Below are 15,840 nucleotides of genomic sequence, written 5' to 3'. Positions count from 1 at the left end.
TGGTCAACGGGCCGTGCCGCGCGCCGGGAAGTAGGGACTTTCCGGCGGCCCCAGATAGCTTGGCTTGAGGCCGCCCGTATTGACCACCAGCCGCTGCAGCACGACGCCCGGGTCCAGGGCCCAGAATTTCAGCGTGTGTTTGCCAGCGGACCTCACCATGTGCGTGCTGGAGAACCTGGCCACACCGTCTGACACGATCTTGCGCCACTGTTCTTCCGATTCATCCGCGTGGATATTGATCACCTGAGGCGCTTCATCGTCGAAGGAGATCCCGTAGCGGAAGCCGCCTCCCGGGGAGAATTTCAGCGTCGGGGCCAATACCGCTTCAACCTGGAGCTTGCCGGGGTTGAAGATATTCACGGTATATTGCAGCTGCATGCCATCGCGCAGCTCAAGTGCCCCCGCCTGTGCGGGCGACACGGTCATGCCGGACAAGGTATGGCCATAGTCCGGAATCTTCAGCCAGCGCCGGCCGGGCGCGCTCGGCGCTGCCGTGTAATGCTCCGCTTCGATGGCGATCACGCCGTGCGCCTCCACATGCCCGGTGGCCTGTTCCGGCCGCAACGCGGCAGGGTTGTGGACGGGAACGGCCACCTTAACGCTGGCTTTGTCCGGCCCTGTCACCGTCAATTCCGCGCGGCTGTCGCCCAGCGGCACCTGGTCCCATTGCACGTCGACTTCTACCAGCTGTGTTTTCTCAACGGTTCCGCCGCTTGTGCTCAGGCGAACCCATGGCTGGTTGGCGGAAATGCTGAACGAGAATGGCGCGCTTGAACGGTTGAACAGTTCGATGCGGCCTGCCTGCTTCTGGAACACGTCCAGCTGTGGCAGCACCAGCGGTTTGATGGGGAATACTGGCCATGATACGGCATTGCCTTCGACGGCTATCCCCATCTGGTCGCTGGGGTGGATGCCGTTGGGGGCCGCTAGCTCGCCATTTACGGGAGCGCGCAATTCGCTCACCGCCGGCATCACGTCGCGATAGGGCTGGTCCCAGTTGGTATAGCCGAAACGGGTTTGCGACATCATATGCTTCCACTTCCCGCCGCTGATGTCCTGCTGGTACTTGCGCGCCAGTTCCGCGTCGTTGGCAAACAGCGCGCGCACCTTGGCGGCCATGTCGTTGGCGGTAATCCTGCCTTGGTTCGCATAAAGGCGGTTCATGCCGGCGCTGACATACATGTCCAGCGCGTTGGCCGAAGCGCGCACCGGGTACTCCACCAGCTGGAAGAACGCGTCGCGCTGCTGAGCCGGCAAGGCTGCGGCGACGCGCCGCGCACGCTCGGCCAGGCCGTTGTAGGCGCTCACCACGCGCTCCGCCTCCCGATAGTTCACCAGGCTGTAGGTCGCCGGGTCGAGCTGCTCCGGGCGGCGCCGCGCGTTGAAGCGCGTGTACTGGTTGACGATATCGGCAATGTCGCCCGCGTGGACAGCGCCGAATTCGCGCGCGGCCCACTGGTTCAGATAGCCGCCCAGGCGCTCGGCCGGCCAGGCTTTCGGGTCCCAGGCGTAGGTGAGGAAAAATTCGGTCGGTATTTCCATGGGCTTCAGATCGCCGACATTCACAACCCACATGCGGTCAGCTCCGAAGTCGCTGGCCAGGTTCATTTGCTCCCACACCTTGGCAATCTGGGTTACGTTGAGCCATTTATAGGAGCGCGGTACGCCAACGTAATCGAAATGGTAGTAAATGCCGGCGCCACCGCTGCGCTTTCGTTCTTCCGCCGTCGGCAGGCGCCGGATGTTGCCCCAGTTGTCGTCGCACATCAGCAGCAGCACGTCGTCCGGCACGCGCATGCCTTTGTCGTAATATTCCTGCACTTCCTTGTACAGGGCCCACAGTTGCGGTACCTGGGCCGGGTCCTTGTTCCATTCGGCTGCAATCAGCTTGCGCTGGTCGTTCACGATGCCCTGAAGCAGGGAAACGTTGGCCTGCTCGGACATAGGCTCATCGCCGTCACCCCGCATCGCCATCGTGATCACCTGCTCGTAGTCATGGCTGTTGCGTAAACCCTCGGCCCAGAATTTGCGCAACGCATCGCCGTTTTTCTCGTAGTCCCACGGTCCTTTGCCGTAACGGTGCCATTCCTGCTGCGAGCGCATCATCGGCTCGTGATGCGAGGTGCCCATGACGATGCCCATTTCGTTGGCCAGCCGGGCGTTTTCCTTGTCGTCGTCGTTGAACGCCGAGTACCACATGGCCGGCCACAGGTAATTGGCGCGCATTCGCAGCATCAGTTCGAACAGCTTTTCATAGAACTGGTGATTGAATCCGCCGAATTTGTCCTTGGCCCAATTAGTCAGCGCAGGCGCCTCATCGTTCAGGAAGATGCCACGGTATTTCACGGCGGGGCGGTCGCTCACCAGCGTGCCGAATGGAACGACGGCGCGGTCCTTGCGGGGAACCGGCACGTCCGCCCACCAATACCATGGCGACACGCCCAACTGCTCGGCCAGCGTGTAGATGCCAAAGATAGTGCCGCGTTTGTCGCTGCCGGCGATCACGAGGGCGCGCGCCACGCCGGGCATTGGTGCTTTCACCGCCTGCACCACGTAGCCTTCCCACAGGTCCTTGATTGAGCTGGTGTCGAGCTTCTTCTGTGCGATCAGTTGATCGATCAGGCGGCTGTGGCCTATGGTGCCGATCAGGATCACGTCCTGACCGCTAACTGCGCCGGGTGTCTTTTGCAGGCTCAAGGAAGGGCGCTGGCTACCCACCTTTTCGATGTCGCTTTGAAGATCGCGCGCCGCACGCAGCACCCCGGGGTAGTCGTCGCCATCCAGATGAATGGAAGCCATCTTTCCGCGCGCGATCAGCTCGACACCCGCAGCGGGGCCGGAATCCACGAACTTCTTCTGACCGATCGCCAATGCCGCCGGCGACACGGACAGGCAAGCGATTGCAAAGCTTGAAACCAGGGCGTACAGCAATTTCATGCGCGAACCTTTGTGTTTTGAAGTGGCTTTACCATTCTATAACACAAAAAAGATAGCGCAATCATTTTTTGTAAAACGCCGCCGCTTGCTTAACAAGCTGGCGGCCTGCGCTGCGCCAGTGATAAGGGCGCTGAAACCGGAGACAGCCGCACCCGCTCAGAACAAAGATTGCAGCGCCAGGCGCTGGCCGCTCATGGCGCCGTCGTAGCCGGGCAGGGCGGCCAGCGTGGCTTTGAATTCGTCGCTTTCCATGACTGCCAGCGCGGCGGCGACCAGTGGCGCAGCCGGCGCCTCGCGGGAGCACGCGAAAAAGTAGCGCTCGCGCACCACCGGCACGAAATCGAGGTCGAAACGGCGGGCGGCGGTTTCCACGCCGAAGCTGGCGTCGGCCATGTTGCTGGCGACGTAGGCGGCCACCGCCGCGTGCGTGAATTCAGCGCTCTCGAAGCCGTTGATGCGGTCTGGCGCAATGCCGTGGCCGTCCAGTAGCAGTTCCAGCAGCAGCCGCGTGCCCGAGCCGCGCTGGCGGTTCACAAAACGCACGTCCTGCCGCGCCAGGTCGTCCAGCGTGCGGATGTCCTTCGGATTTCCCTTTGCGGTAAAGATGCCCTGCATGCGATAGGCCAGGTGGATCAGCATCTGGCGGGCCGGATCGAGCAGCGGGCGGTACTTGGCCGCCGCCGCGCCTTCGAATTCGCCCACCGGCAGGTGAAAGCCGGCCAGGTCGCACTCTCCGCGCGCCAGGGCTGCCACGGCCTCGGTGCTGCTGCGGTATTGCAGGTCCACCAGCACGCCTTGCTGCTCCAGCCGGCTTACCAGCGCCGCTACCGCGAAGCCGTGCGATGCGGTCAGGCGCAGGGCGGGCGGACGCTCGTCGAGCAGGCTGGCCAGCTCCTGCTGCAGCTCGGAGGCCAGGCTGTCCAGCATGGGGCTCAACCGGGCGGCGATGCGCTTGTCGGCCCAGATCAGTTTGTCGGCCAGCGGCGACAGCACCGTCCCCGATCCACGCGACTTGTGCACCAGCTCCGCGCCGAATTGTTCGTTGAATTGGTTCAGCAGCCCCCACGCGTGGCGATAGGAGATGCCGCAGTCCTTTGCGGCCTGGCTGATGCTGCCCGTGCTGCGCACCGCCGCCAGCAGGTCCAGCAGCACCGGCAGCGGTACGGCCTGCCCGTTCGGATGGCGCAGCACCCAGTCCGGGCGTATCTCAACTTTGAACATATGCAAAATCCTTCATATTGCGTTGGTGTTTTTACAGTGATAGCCTAGGTTTATGCGTGAATATTAAGCGAAATATATGTTTTATAGAACATAACTTGCACTAAGTATTCGCGGCACTCGGCACACAATAAAAACGACGGAGGCATTATGCAGCAGCGTATTTCCCAGGCAAGCGCCATCCTTGCCGCCAGCAGTGGTGCGCAGGACCAGCTACTGCCGGTCCTGCACGCGATCCAGGATGCCATCGGCTATATTCCGCCCGAGCAGGTGGAAGAGATCGCCTCCACCTTCAATCTGTCGCGCGCCGAAGTGCATGGCGTGATCACCTTCTACCACTACTTCCGCACCGAAGCGCCGGCGCGCAAGGTGGTGCAGATCTGCCGCGCAGAAGCCTGCCAGAGCATGGGCGGCGACGCACTGCTGGCGCACGCCGAACACGCGCTGGGCTGCAAGTTGCACGCGCACACCACGGACGGAGAATTCGCGCTGGAGCCGGTGTACTGCCTGGGCCAATGCGCCACCGCGCCGTCCATGATGATCAACGAAGCGCTGCATGCGCGCGTCACCCCGGCGCGCTTCGACGCGTTGCTGGCCAAAGTGAAGGAAGCAGCATGAGCATCCGCATCTACATTCCCGGCGATTCCACCGCGCTGGCGCTGGGCGCCGACGACGTGGCGGCAGCCATCGCCGCCGAAGCGGCGTGCCGTGGCATCGACATCGACATCGTGCGTAACGGCACGCGCGGCCTGCTGTGGCTGGAGCCGCTGGTGGAAGTGGGCACGGCCGACGGCCGCATCGGCTTCGGTCCGGTGGACGCGGCCGACGTGCCCGCACTGTTCGACGCCGGTTTCCACCTGGGCGACAGCAAGCACACCCTGGCCCTGGGCCTGGTGGAGCAGATTCCTTACCTGGCCAGGCAAAGCCGCCTGACCTTCGCCCGCGCCGGCATTACCGATCCGCTGTCGCTGGCCGACTACGAGGCGCACGACGGCTACAAGGGCCTGCGCAATGCGCTGGCGATGGAGCCGGCCGCCATCGTTGCCGCCGTCACCGCCTCCGGCCTGCGCGGCCGCGGCGGCGCCGCATTCCCAACCGGGATCAAGTGGAACACCGTGCTGAAAGCAGCCGGCGTGCAAAAATACATTGTCTGCAACGCCGATGAAGGCGACTCCGGCACCTTCGCCGACCGTATCGTGATGGAAGGCGACCCCTTCATGCTGATCGAAGGCATGACCATCGCCGGGCTGGCGGTTGGCGCGAACAAGGGCTACATCTACGTGCGCAGCGAATACCCGCACGCCATCGCCAACCTGAACCACGCGATTGACAGCGCGGTGCAGGCGGGCTACCTCGGTACCGATGTCCTGGGCTCCGGCCGCGCCTTCGAGCTGGAAGTGCGCAAGGGCGCCGGCGCCTACATCTGCGGCGAAGAGACTGCGCTGCTGGAGAGCATCGAAGGCAAGCGCGGCGTGGTGCGCGCCAAGCCGCCGTTGCCTGCGCTGTCCGGCCTGTTCGGCCTGCCCACCGTGATCAACAACGTGCTGTCGCTGGCAGCTGTGCCGCTCATCCTCGACAAGGGAGCGGCCTACTACCAGGACTACGGCATGGGCCGTTCACGCGGCACCTTGCCGGTGCAGCTGGCCGGGAACATCAAGCACGGCGGCCTGATCGAACTGGCCTTCGGCGTCACGCTGCGCGACATCCTGTTCGACTACGGCGGCGGCAGCGCCTCCGGCCGCTCGATCAAGGCGGTGCAGGTGGGCGGCCCGCTGGGCGCTTATTTGCCCGAGTCGCAATGGGACACACCGCTGGACTACGAAGCGTTCGCTTCGCTGTGGGCGGTGCTCGGCCACGGCGGCATCGTGGTGCACGACGACAGCGCCGATATGGCCAAGCTGGCCCGCTACGCGATGGAATTCTGTGCCGTGGAATCGTGCGGCAAATGCACGCCATGCCGCATCGGCTCCACGCGCGGCGTGGAAGTTATCGACAAGATCCGTGAAGGCAGCGAGCGTCCCAAGCAGGTGATCCTGCTGCGCGAGCTGTGCGACACCATGCTGCATGGCTCGCTGTGCGCGATGGGCGGCATGACGCCGTACCCCGTGCTGTCGGCCCTGAACCACTTCCCGCAAGATTTCGGCCAGGTCTGCGCAGACCAGCGCGCCGCCTAGGAGACTTAGATGATCGAGACCATTATCAGCCGCGACTTCGGCACCCCGCCCAGCTTGGCCACCGACTTCGTGACGCTCACCATCGACGGCCAGCGCGTGACGGTGGCCGCCGGCACCTCGGTGATGCGTGCCGCCGCCGAAAGCGGCACCAACATTCCCAAGCTGTGCGCCACCGACAGCCTGGAGCCGTTCGGCTCCTGCCGTTTGTGCCTGGTGGAGATCGAAGGCCGGCGCGGCTATCCGGCCTCCTGCACCACGCCGGTGGAGGAGGGCATGGTGGTGCGCACCCAGACGTCCAAGCTGCAGGAACTGCGCAAGGGCGTGATGGAGCTCTACATCTCCGACCACCCGCTGGACTGCCTGACCTGCCCGGCCAACGGCAACTGCGAGCTGCAGGACATGGCCGGCGTGACCGGCCTGCGCGAAGTGCGCTACGGCTATGAAGGCGCCAACCACCTGAAGCTGAAGAAGGATGAATCGAATCCCTACTTCACCTTCGACTCGTCCAAGTGCATCGTCTGCAACCGCTGCGTGCGCGCTTGCGAGGAAACCCAGGGCACTTTCGCGCTGACGATTTCCGGACGCGGCTTCGAATCGCGCGTGTCGGCCGGGCAGGGCGAATCGTTCATGGAATCGGAGTGCGTGTCCTGCGGCGCCTGCGTGGAAGCCTGCCCGACCGCCACCCTGCAAGAGAAAACCGTTATCTGGATGGGCCAGGCCGAACACAAGGTGACCACCACTTGCGCCTATTGCGGCGTGGGTTGCTCGCTCGACGCGGAAATGAAGGGCAGCGAAGTGGTGCGCATGGTGCCCACCAAGGACGGCAAGGCCAACGAAGGCCACGCGTGCGTGAAAGGCCGCTTCGCTTGGGGCTACGCCACCCACAAGGACCGCATCCTGAAGCCGATGATACGCTCCAAAATCACCGATCCTTGGAAGGAAGTGTCCTGGGACGAGGCGCTGGACTACGCGGCCTCCGAATTCAAGCGCATCCAGGCCAAGCACGGCCAGGACTCCATCGGCGGCATCGTCTCCTCGCGTTGCACCAACGAGGAAGGCTACCTGGTGCAAAAGCTGGTGCGCGCAGCGTTCGGCAACAACAACGTGGACACTTGCGCCCGCGTTTGCCACTCGCCCACCGGCTACGGCCTGAAGCAGACCCTGGGCGAATCGGCCGGCACGCAGACCTTCGCGTCCGTGGCCAAGTCCGACGTCATCATGGTGATCGGCGCCAACCCGACCGACGGACACCCCGTGTTCGCCTCGCGCATGAAGCGTCGCTTGCGCCAGGGCGCCAAGCTGATCGTCATCGATCCGCGCCGCATCGACCTGGTGAAGTCGCCGCACATCCGCGCCCAGCATCACCTGCAACTGCGCCCCGGCACCAACGTCGCCATGGTCAGCTCGCTGGCCCACGTGATCGTGACCGAAGGCCTGCTGGCCGAAGACTTCATCGCCGAGCGCTGCGAACTGCGCGCATTCAACCAGTGGCGCGAATTCGTGGCGCAGGAATCGAACTCGCCCGAAGCCATGGAAGCTGTCACTGGCGTGCCGGCCGAACAGGTGCGCGCCGCGGCCCGCCTGTTCGCCACCGGCGGCAACGGCGCCATCTTCTACGGCCTGGGCGTGACCGAGCATGCGCAAGGCTCCACCACCGTGATGGGCATCGCCAACCTGGCCATGGCCACCGGCAACGTGGGCCGCGAAGGCGTGGGCGTGAATCCGCTGCGCGGCCAGAACAACGTGCAGGGCTCGTGCGACATTGGCTCCTTCCCGCACGAGCTGCCGGGCTACCGCCACGTGTCCGACACCACCGTGCGCATGCAGTTCGAAGCCGCGTGGGGCGTGGAACTGCAGGCCGAACCCGGCCTGCGCATCCCCAACATGTTCGAAGCGGCGCTGGACGGCAGCTTCAAGGGCCTGTATTGCCAAGGCGAGGACATCGTGCAGTCCGACCCCAACACCCAGCACGTGATCGCCGCCATGGAAGCCATGGAGTGCATCGTGGTGCAGGATATCTTCCTGAACGAAACCGCCAAGTACGCCCACGTGCTGCTGCCCGGTTCCTCCTTCCTGGAGAAGGACGGCACCTTCACCAACGCCGAGCGCCGTATCTCGCGCGTGCGCAAGGTGATGGCGCCCAAGGCCGGCTATGCCGACTGGGAAGTGACCGTGCAGCTGTCAAACCGCCTGGGCTACCCGATGAACTACACGCACCCGTCGCAGATCATGGACGAAATCGCGCGCCTGACGCCGACCTTCAGCGGCGTGAGCTACGCCAAGCTGGACAAGCTGGGCAGCATCCAGTGGCCGTGCAACGACGCCGCGCCGGAAGGCACGCCGACCATGCACATCGACCGCTTCGTGCGCGGCCAGGGGCGCTTCATCATCACGCAATATGTGCCGACCGACGAGAAGGTTACGCGCATGTACCCGCTGATCCTGACCACCGGCCGTATCCTGTCGCAGTACAACGTGGGCGCGCAGACGCGCCGCACCGAGAACGTGCGCTGGCACGCCGAGGACAGGCTGGAGATCCACCCGCACGACGCGCAGGAGCGCGGCATCAAGGACGACCAGTGGGTGGGCATCCAGAGCCGGGCGGGGGAGACCGTGCTGCGCGCGCTGGTAACGGAGCGCATGCAGCCTGGCGTGGTGTACACCACCTTCCACTTCCCGGAATCCGGCGCGAACGTGATCACCACCGAGAACTCGGACTGGGCCACCAACTGCCCGGAATACAAGGTGACGGCGGTGCAAGTGATGCCGGTGCAGCAGCAGTCCGACTGGCAGCTGGAATTCGCGCGCTTCCACGAAGAGCAGATGGCGCACAAGGATGCTGCCACCGCGCAGTCGGCATAACGAAGGAGAGACCATGAACATTCACCACCTGGTCACCATGGCCAACCAGATCGGCTCCTTCTTCGCGTCCTACCCGGACCAGGAGGAAGCCAGCACCGAGATCGCCAACCACCTGCAGCGTTACTGGGCGCCGCCGATGCGGCGCCAGCTGCTGGCGCATGTGGCCGAACATGGCGGTGAGGGGCTGGCGCCGCCTGTTCTGGCCTCTATCCAGGCCAATACCGTGCGGCTGACGCCCGCGCCCGCGCGCGGCGCCGCTGCCACCGCCGGCTCGTAACCTGCCGACACGTCGTCGGCGGCTCAATGACGGGGTACGGCGGCTGCCGCCGCCTGACCCGCCCTACGGATGCGCGCCGCCATCGGCTAGTTGGCCCCTTGGTCCGATGGACCGTAGGGCAGGTCAGGCGCCCCGCGCCGTAACCCGCCATGCCAGCCCCGCCGCCCCGCCGGAATCACGCCACCTGCAGCATCACCTTCCCGATATGCGCGCTGGTCTCCATCAGCGCGTGCGCCTCGGCCGCCTGCTCCAACGGATACGTCCGATATATCACCGGCCTGATCAAGCCATCCTCGATCAACGGCCACACCTTCTCGCGCAGCTTGCGCGCAATGGCCGCCTTGAACGCCACCGGCCGTGGGCGTAACGTCGATCCCGTCACACTCAACCTGCGCAGCAAAATCTGCCCCAGTGGCACCTCCACCCTGGCCCCGCCCAGCAGCGCGATGAACACCAGCCGCCCATCATCTGCCAGGCAATTCAGCTCGCGCGGCACATAATCCCCGCCCACCATATCCAGGATTACATCCACGCCCTTGCCGCCGGTCGCATCCTTTACCGCCGCCACGAAGTCCCCGGTGCGGTAATTGATCGCCAGGTCGGCCCCCAGCTCCGTGCAAGCCCGGCACTTCTCGTCCGACCCCGCCGTGGTGAACACCCTGTGTCCCAAGGCCTTGGCCAGCTGGATCGCCGTCACCCCGATCCCCGACGTTCCGCCCTGCACCAGCAATGTCTCGGTGGGCGCCAGCGCGGCCCGGTCGAACACATTGCTCCACACCGTAAAGAACGTCTCAGGCAGCGACGCCGCCTCCAGCATCGACCAGCCCTCCGGAATCGGCAGGCACAGCTCGATCTGCGCCGGGCAGTACTGCGCATACCCGCCGCCCTGCACCAGCGCGCACACCTTGTCCCCGATATGCCAGCCGCTATCCCCCACATGCCCCGCCACGATCTCGCCCGCCACCTCCAGTCCCGGCAGATCGGACGCGCCCTCCGGCACCGGATACTTCCCGACGCGCTGCAACAAATCCGGCCGGTTGATTCCCGCCGCATGCACCTTGATCAGCACCTGCCCCGGCAAAAGCGACGGGCGCGGACGCTCGCACAACTGCAGCACCTCCGGCCCTCCCGGCTGCGTAATTTCGATAGCGCGCATGGTTCCCCCTTCTAGAAATAGAGGAAACCGATGGTAGGCGCGGCGCCGGAAAATCCCCATGACCGCAGTCAATTTTCCGCAATATGGCCATCTTGCGAATCTTGACCGGGGTCAATGCGCGTTGAAAGCGGCACTGCCTATCATGGAACTATCTCGCGGTGCGAACCGCATGCCATACTATCTATCAAAAAACTATACCTACCTGGAGACACGTTTATGAGCAAAGCATTAGACGGGGTGCGCGTCCTCGACTTCACCCATGTGCAATCGGGGCCGACCTGTACCCAGCTGCTGGCATGGTTCGGCGCCGACGTGATTAAAGTGGAACGCGCAGGCGAGGGCGACGCCACCCGTGGCCAGCTGCGCGACATCCCCGGGGTGGACAGCCTGTACTTCACCATGCTGAACCACAACAAGCGCTCCATCACGCTGGACACCAAAAAAACCATGGGCAAGCAGGTGCTGGAAACCCTGATACGCGACTGCGACGTACTGGTGGAGAACTTCGCCCCCGGCGCCCTGGACCGCATGGGCTTCAGCTGGGAGCGCATCCAGGAGCTCAACCCGCGCATGATCGTCGCGTCCGTGAAAGGCTTCGGCCCCGGCCCCTACCAGAACTGCAAGGTGTACGAAAACGTGGCCCAATGCGCCGGCGGCGCCGCCGCCACCACCGGCTTCGACGACGGCCCACCCGTGGTCAGCGGCGCCCAGATCGGCGACAGCGGCAGCGGCCTGCACCTGGCGCTCGGCATCGTCACCGCCCTGTACCAGCGCAATGCCACCGGCCGGGGCCAGAAGGTGGACACCGCCATGCAGGACGCGGTGCTCAACCTGTGCCGCGTAAAACTGCGCGACCAGCAGCGCCTGGAGCGCACCGGCACCATGGAGGAATACCCCCAGTTCGCCGAAGGCACCTTCGGCGACTCCGTGCCGCGCGCCGGCAACGCCTCCGGCGGCGGCCAGCCCGGCTGGATCCTCAAATGCAAAGGCTGGGAGACCGACCCCAACGCCTACATCTACTTCATCGCCCAGGCACCGGTATGGCCCGCCATCTGCCGCGTGATCGGCCGCGAAGGCTGGATCACGGACCCCGACTATGCCACCCCGCGCGCGCGCCTGCCGCGCCTGATGTCCATCTTCGCCACGGTGGAAGAGTGGACCCGCGAGCACACCAAGTTCGAGGCCATGGACATCCTGAACAAGTTCGACATCCCCTGCGGGCCAATCTTGTCGATGAAGGAAATCGCCGAAGAACCGTCGCTGCGCGCCAGCGGCACCATCGTGGAAGTGGACCACCCCGAGCGCGGCAAATACCTCACGGTGGGCAACCCCATCAAGCTTTCCGACAGCCCCACCGACATCATCCGCTCGCCGCTGCTGGGCGAGCACACCGACGAGGTGCTGCGCGAGCTGGGCTACAACGACCTGCAGATCAACGCGCTGCGCGACGAGCGCGTGATCTGAGCCGCTGGCCAAGGCAGAGCATCATGCAGCACGCCACCTCCAGCGCTGAGGCCAGCGCCGGCGCCATTCCCGCACCCTGCGCCGGCTTCGGCGCAGCGGCGGGCACCGCGCTTAAACCGGCGGCCCACCTGAACCGCCTGTTCAGCGACCTGCCGTTTCTCGACCGCTTTGACGCGGCCGCGCAAGCCGGCTACGGCCGCGTGGAATTCATGTTCCCGTACTCGTATCCGGTGGAGCAGATAGCGCACCGGCTATGCAGCCACGGCCTGCAGCTGATGCGCTTCTGCCTGCCGGCCGGCGACTGGAAAGGCGGCGAGCGCGGCATCGCCTGCCACCCCGCGCGCGTGAGCGAATTCCGCTACGGCGTGGAAGAAGCCATCCGCTACGCGCGGCCCCTGGGCACGCGCCAGCTGCGCTGCCTGGCCGGACTGCTGCCGCCCGAGCTGCTGCCTGACCTGGCGCGCCAGACCCTGGTGCACAACCTGCGCTACGCCGCAGCCGCGCTCAAGCCGCACGGCATCGCCCTGCAGATCGCCCCGCACAGCGTGGCCGACGCTGCCTGCGCCGCCAGCATGGCCGGCCCGGGCAGCGCGCCGGAGACGGCCGACCATTTCCTCACCGGCAGCGCGCAGGCGCTCGCCGTCATCCGCGACACCGGCTCGGACAACCTGTTCCTGCTGGACTAACCTGGGCCCTTCATGAAACAGCGCACCCGCGTCTACACCCACGTCGACTGCTACGACCACCAGCCGGGAGAGGGCCACCCCGAATCGCCGCAGCGGCTGGCGCTGGTGCTGGAAGCGCTGAAGGCCCCCGAGTTCGCCGCGCTGGACTGGCAGGTAGCCCCGATGGGCACGCGCGCCCAGACAGAACTGATACACGACGCCGACTACTACGACGCCATCCTGGAAGCGTTGCCCGCGCGCGGCGCCGTGCCGCTGGACGGCGGCGACACCATGCTCTCGGCCGGCTCCTGGCGCGCCGTCATGCGCTGCATCGGCGCCGCCTGCGCCGCCGTGGACGACGTGATGCTGGGCAAAGCGGCCAACGTGTTCTGCGCCACGCGCCCCTGTGGCCACCACGCCGAGCCGGACCGCGCCATGGGCTTCTGCATCTTCAACCACGCCGCCATCGCCGCCGCGCATGCCAGCCGTGCGTATGAGCTGGAGAGGGTGGCCGTGGTCGATTTCGACGTCCACCATGGCAACGGCACGCAAGCCGCGTTCGCGCCGCTGCCCGGGCTGTTCTACGCCTCCTGCCATCAGTCGCCGCTATACCCCGGCACCGGCCTGCGCAGCGAAACGGGCAGCCGCAACAACATCCTCAACGTGCCGCTGCCGCCCGGCTGCGATTCGCCCATGTTCCGCGACCGCATTCGCCACGACCTGCTGCCCGCGCTGCGCAATTGGGCGCCGGAGTTGATCGTCATCTCCGCTGGCTTCGATGCCCACCGCGATGATCCGCTGGCTGGCCTGCAGCTGGTGGATGCGGACTTTCACTGGATTACGCGGGAGTTGATGGAAGTGGCTGCAGATACTGCGCAGGGCCGCATCGTCTCTATTCTGGAAGGCGGCTATAGTATGGCCGGCCTGACTGGCGGCGCTGCCGCCCATGTGCGCGCGTTGCTGGCTTGCAATGTTTAGCGCACCCCCTTAAAGAAGATAGGGCGCTTCTCTATTCTTGGGCGTTCCCCATGCTTAAGTTGTAGAACGCCTTAAAATGTCGAAAAGCCTGATTGCGCCAACCAAATCAACATGTTGCATTGGTGAAATTAAAATGCTATAATCAAATCGGATACGTAGCTTAAGTATGGTTAGAGCGCCAGAGACTTAGTCTTTGGGAGGTCCCGGTTCGATTCCGGGCGTATAAAGAGTATTCCCGGAGTGCTTTTTATACGCAAAGAATCAATGTTAACTGATCAAAAAAAACTCATCGTCTTTCAGGCCCAAACTCAGAATGTTCGGGAGCTCCAGGCAACTTTGGCGAATCTGAAACGGCTCATTCACCGTGATTTCATCAGCGGCAACACCTCGTCCGCAAAAGCACTGACTCGGCTTGTGGCGCTTAGTTATTCTGCATGGGCTGAAGCACTATTTTCAAAGCTGATTCATACTCCGTATGGTTTTAGTTGTGCGGAGATCGACTCAATAAAAGCGGTTGGTTCTAGGAATGTTGTCAACGGTTGGAAAAAATGCGTTGAGCTGGGTTTGGCGCGTATCGCTTCTGCTGATCCCGGGGATGTCTTGAATGCTAAGGAAAAACTCGATGAGCTAGTCAAGACGTACATTGAGGAGCCAAGTCAGCTCAGGAACAAGATTGCGCACGGCCAGCTTGTTCAGGCGCTCAATTCAAAAAATGATGATATTAACGCGGGCTTGACGGCTGATATTTTGAGCTTAGACATTGTCAAGCTGGACAGACTTCGCAGCGGCGCGCAGGGGCTGGCAGATATGATTGAGATGATTATCGAGTCTCCCGAGAAAAATGGTATGAAACATTTTGCTGCCGTTAGCAGGAGGATTGTTGAGGATTTGGATCGTACTCAAGCGTTCCGTATTGAAGATAAGATAGCCCTAATTAAGGCTAAATACTCGAGGTCGCCCCGAGCTAAGGGGGCAGTAACCAATGAAGTACAAAATAATCAGATGGCTTCCTGATTGGGGTTTGAGTGCTGAGTTGGGCGAATAGTTGTAGAAGTAGCTGAAGAGTTATCGCAGACTCTAATGACTGAGCAAGTGCCGAATTGCAGTTATTGCGAGTCATCATCCAGAAGGAAACCCTCAGCGCGTGCGCTACTGGTTGCCGCAATTGTTATTGCGGCGCAGAACGCACTAATCAACATCACCTGAGCCCGGCCACATCCAGCACCGCCAAGCTGCTGCCTTCGGCTCTCGATCGACGATCTGTGGCGACTGGAGGGCAAGACATATGCTGGTCGGCGAGGCATATCACTTTTTCGGGTAACCACCCGGTGCGATCACGCCAAGGGAACTGTGGCATAACTTCGGCATCTTCAGCCCCCAACCATTGCCCCAACGTCAGCGGCAACTCGGGCCCACACGCTGTTCTGTCTTCGTAGCACGAGGTCTCTCCATATCGGCTGGCGTGGGGGCGCTGCAGCCCCAACAACATCTTTGAGGCCTGTCATACTCAGTAGCAACCTGCCTAAATTCCTTGACGTTATCCATCACCTGCTATGCCGGCACCGCGCAATTGTGCGCTCGAAGTTGATCGGCGCGTATAACGATGGCCGGTTAGCTGAATTCCGTCCTGGATCTGGCTATACTTTTTCGGAACCTGTAGACGCTGGCGAAGGTGGCTACAGACATCGCGCAGGGGAGCATTGGTTCCATCTTCGAAGGCGGCTGCCGCATGGCGGACTGCCTGACGGTTTCGCTTCTCATATTCCGATGGGGCGATGAAAAATTACAGTCGCGCAACTATCCGCTATGGATGGAGGCTTTAATCGAAAATTTTTCTGTCGTCCCATCGCTGCGATTGACCCAGAAACATTTTGTGCCATAGTCAGCGCTACGAACGCTGAAGGAAGAGATTCCGCATCCAATTTTCTTGGCGGAGTCGGGATGGTTTTCTACGGTGGCCTGCAAGATTACCGCGTCATCGGCGCTAACTTTATCTCCTTCATCGTACCGGTGTAGCATCGCTGTTAAAAAAGCAACAGCGTCACCGCGTTTTGCAAACTTCATTGGGCCGAGAGTTATTGGTTTCGCAGGCATATTTATCCGATCGAA

12 protein-coding genes are annotated in these 15,840 nt (G+C 63.2%); 8 read left to right on the top strand and 4 right to left on the bottom strand.

Annotation, left to right across the window (positions count from 1 at the left end; translation table 11 throughout):
* Positions 1-3: 3 nt before the first annotated feature.
* Both ASD15_RS13265 and ASD15_RS13260 read right to left on the bottom strand, forming a co-directional pair.
* Positions 4-2,886 (bottom strand): glycosyl hydrolase 115 family protein, encoded by a 2,883-nt coding sequence (locus tag ASD15_RS13265; protein ID WP_229418176.1) that lies wholly within the window; start codon positions 2,884-2,886, stop codon positions 4-6.
* Positions 2,887-3,093: 207 nt separating this feature from the next.
* A complete protein-coding gene (locus ASD15_RS13260) occupies positions 3,094-4,158 on the bottom strand; it encodes a substrate-binding domain-containing protein (RefSeq protein ID WP_057155461.1) in 1,065 nt (354 codons plus the stop codon).
* 147 nt (positions 4,159-4,305) lie between these two features.
* On the opposite strand from ASD15_RS13260, the gene ASD15_RS13255 reads away from it, so the two are divergent.
* The 4 genes from ASD15_RS13255 to ASD15_RS13240 are packed head-to-tail and all read left to right on the top strand — an operon-like array spanning position 4,306 to position 9,468.
* A complete protein-coding gene (locus ASD15_RS13255) occupies positions 4,306-4,773 on the top strand; it encodes a formate dehydrogenase subunit gamma (protein ID WP_057155460.1) in 468 nt (155 codons plus the stop codon).
* Complete coding sequence (locus tag ASD15_RS13250) at positions 4,770-6,329, top strand: NADH-quinone oxidoreductase subunit NuoF (RefSeq protein WP_057155459.1); 1,560 nt, start codon at positions 4,770-4,772, stop codon at positions 6,327-6,329. Before ASD15_RS13255 ends, ASD15_RS13250 begins: the two co-directional genes overlap by 4 nt.
* 9 nt (positions 6,330-6,338) lie before the next feature.
* Complete coding sequence (gene fdhF / locus ASD15_RS13245; protein WP_057155458.1) at positions 6,339-9,191, top strand: formate dehydrogenase subunit alpha; 2,853 nt, start codon at positions 6,339-6,341, stop codon at positions 9,189-9,191.
* Positions 9,192-9,204: 13 nt separating this feature from the next.
* A complete protein-coding gene (locus ASD15_RS13240; protein ID WP_057155457.1) occupies positions 9,205-9,468 on the top strand; it encodes a formate dehydrogenase subunit delta in 264 nt (87 codons plus the stop codon).
* Positions 9,469-9,643: 175 nt separating this feature from the next.
* On the opposite strand, the gene ASD15_RS13235 is transcribed toward ASD15_RS13240, so the two are convergent.
* Entirely contained in the window at positions 9,644-10,624 is a 981-nt protein-coding gene (locus tag ASD15_RS13235; RefSeq protein WP_057156055.1) for an NAD(P)H-quinone oxidoreductase, read from the bottom strand.
* A gap of 216 nt (positions 10,625-10,840) precedes the next feature.
* Between ASD15_RS13235 and frc the strand changes: the two genes are divergently transcribed.
* The 4 genes from frc to ASD15_RS32325 all read left to right on the top strand — a co-directional run bounded on the left by frc (position 10,841) and on the right by ASD15_RS32325 (position 14,745).
* Entirely contained in the window at positions 10,841-12,088 is a 1,248-nt protein-coding gene (gene frc, locus ASD15_RS13230; protein ID WP_057155456.1) for a formyl-CoA transferase, read from the top strand.
* 23 nt (positions 12,089-12,111) lie between these two features.
* Complete coding sequence (locus ASD15_RS13225) at positions 12,112-12,774, top strand: TIM barrel protein (RefSeq protein ID WP_057155455.1); 663 nt, start codon at positions 12,112-12,114, stop codon at positions 12,772-12,774.
* A gap of 12 nt (positions 12,775-12,786) precedes the next feature.
* Complete coding sequence (locus ASD15_RS13220; protein ID WP_057155454.1) at positions 12,787-13,731, top strand: histone deacetylase family protein; 945 nt, start codon at positions 12,787-12,789, stop codon at positions 13,729-13,731.
* Between the two features lie 264 nt (positions 13,732-13,995).
* The gene (locus tag ASD15_RS32325; protein WP_157200934.1) at positions 13,996-14,745 is read left to right on the top strand and encodes a hypothetical protein; all 750 of its coding nucleotides are present in this window, start codon (positions 13,996-13,998) and stop codon (positions 14,743-14,745) included.
* Positions 14,746-15,528: 783 nt separating this feature from the next.
* On the opposite strand, the gene ASD15_RS31725 is transcribed toward ASD15_RS32325, so the two are convergent.
* The gene (locus tag ASD15_RS31725) at positions 15,529-15,825 is read right to left on the bottom strand and encodes a DCL family protein (RefSeq protein WP_082551821.1); all 297 of its coding nucleotides are present in this window, start codon (positions 15,823-15,825) and stop codon (positions 15,529-15,531) included.
* Positions 15,826-15,840 lie beyond the last annotated feature (15 nt).

The sequence above is a fragment of the Massilia sp. Root351 genome, assembly GCF_001425045.1.
Classification (GTDB): Bacteria; Pseudomonadota; Gammaproteobacteria; order Burkholderiales; family Burkholderiaceae_D; genus Rugamonas.
This window is presented reverse-complemented; position numbering and strand designations above follow the sequence as displayed.

Coding starts and splice junctions, on each gene's coding strand:
- ASD15_RS13220 (WP_057155454.1), top strand. CDS start 12,787: ATGAAACAGCGCACCCGCGTCTACACCCACGTCGACTGCTACGACCAC.
- ASD15_RS13240 (WP_057155457.1), top strand. CDS start 9,205: ATGAACATTCACCACCTGGTCACCATGGCCAACCAGATCGGCTCCTTC.
- ASD15_RS31725 (WP_082551821.1), bottom strand. CDS start 15,825: ATGCCTGCGAAACCAATAACTCTCGGCCCAATGAAGTTTGCAAAACGC.
- ASD15_RS13225 (WP_057155455.1), top strand. CDS start 12,112: ATGCAGCACGCCACCTCCAGCGCTGAGGCCAGCGCCGGCGCCATTCCC.
- ASD15_RS13235 (WP_057156055.1), bottom strand. CDS start 10,624: ATGCGCGCTATCGAAATTACGCAGCCGGGAGGGCCGGAGGTGCTGCAG.
- fdhF (WP_057155458.1), top strand. CDS start 6,339: ATGATCGAGACCATTATCAGCCGCGACTTCGGCACCCCGCCCAGCTTG.
- ASD15_RS13250 (WP_057155459.1), top strand. CDS start 4,770: ATGAGCATCCGCATCTACATTCCCGGCGATTCCACCGCGCTGGCGCTG.
- frc (WP_057155456.1), top strand. CDS start 10,841: ATGAGCAAAGCATTAGACGGGGTGCGCGTCCTCGACTTCACCCATGTG.
- ASD15_RS13255 (WP_057155460.1), top strand. CDS start 4,306: ATGCAGCAGCGTATTTCCCAGGCAAGCGCCATCCTTGCCGCCAGCAGT.
- ASD15_RS13260 (WP_057155461.1), bottom strand. CDS start 4,158: ATGTTCAAAGTTGAGATACGCCCGGACTGGGTGCTGCGCCATCCGAAC.
- ASD15_RS32325 (WP_157200934.1), top strand. CDS start 13,996: ATGTTAACTGATCAAAAAAAACTCATCGTCTTTCAGGCCCAAACTCAG.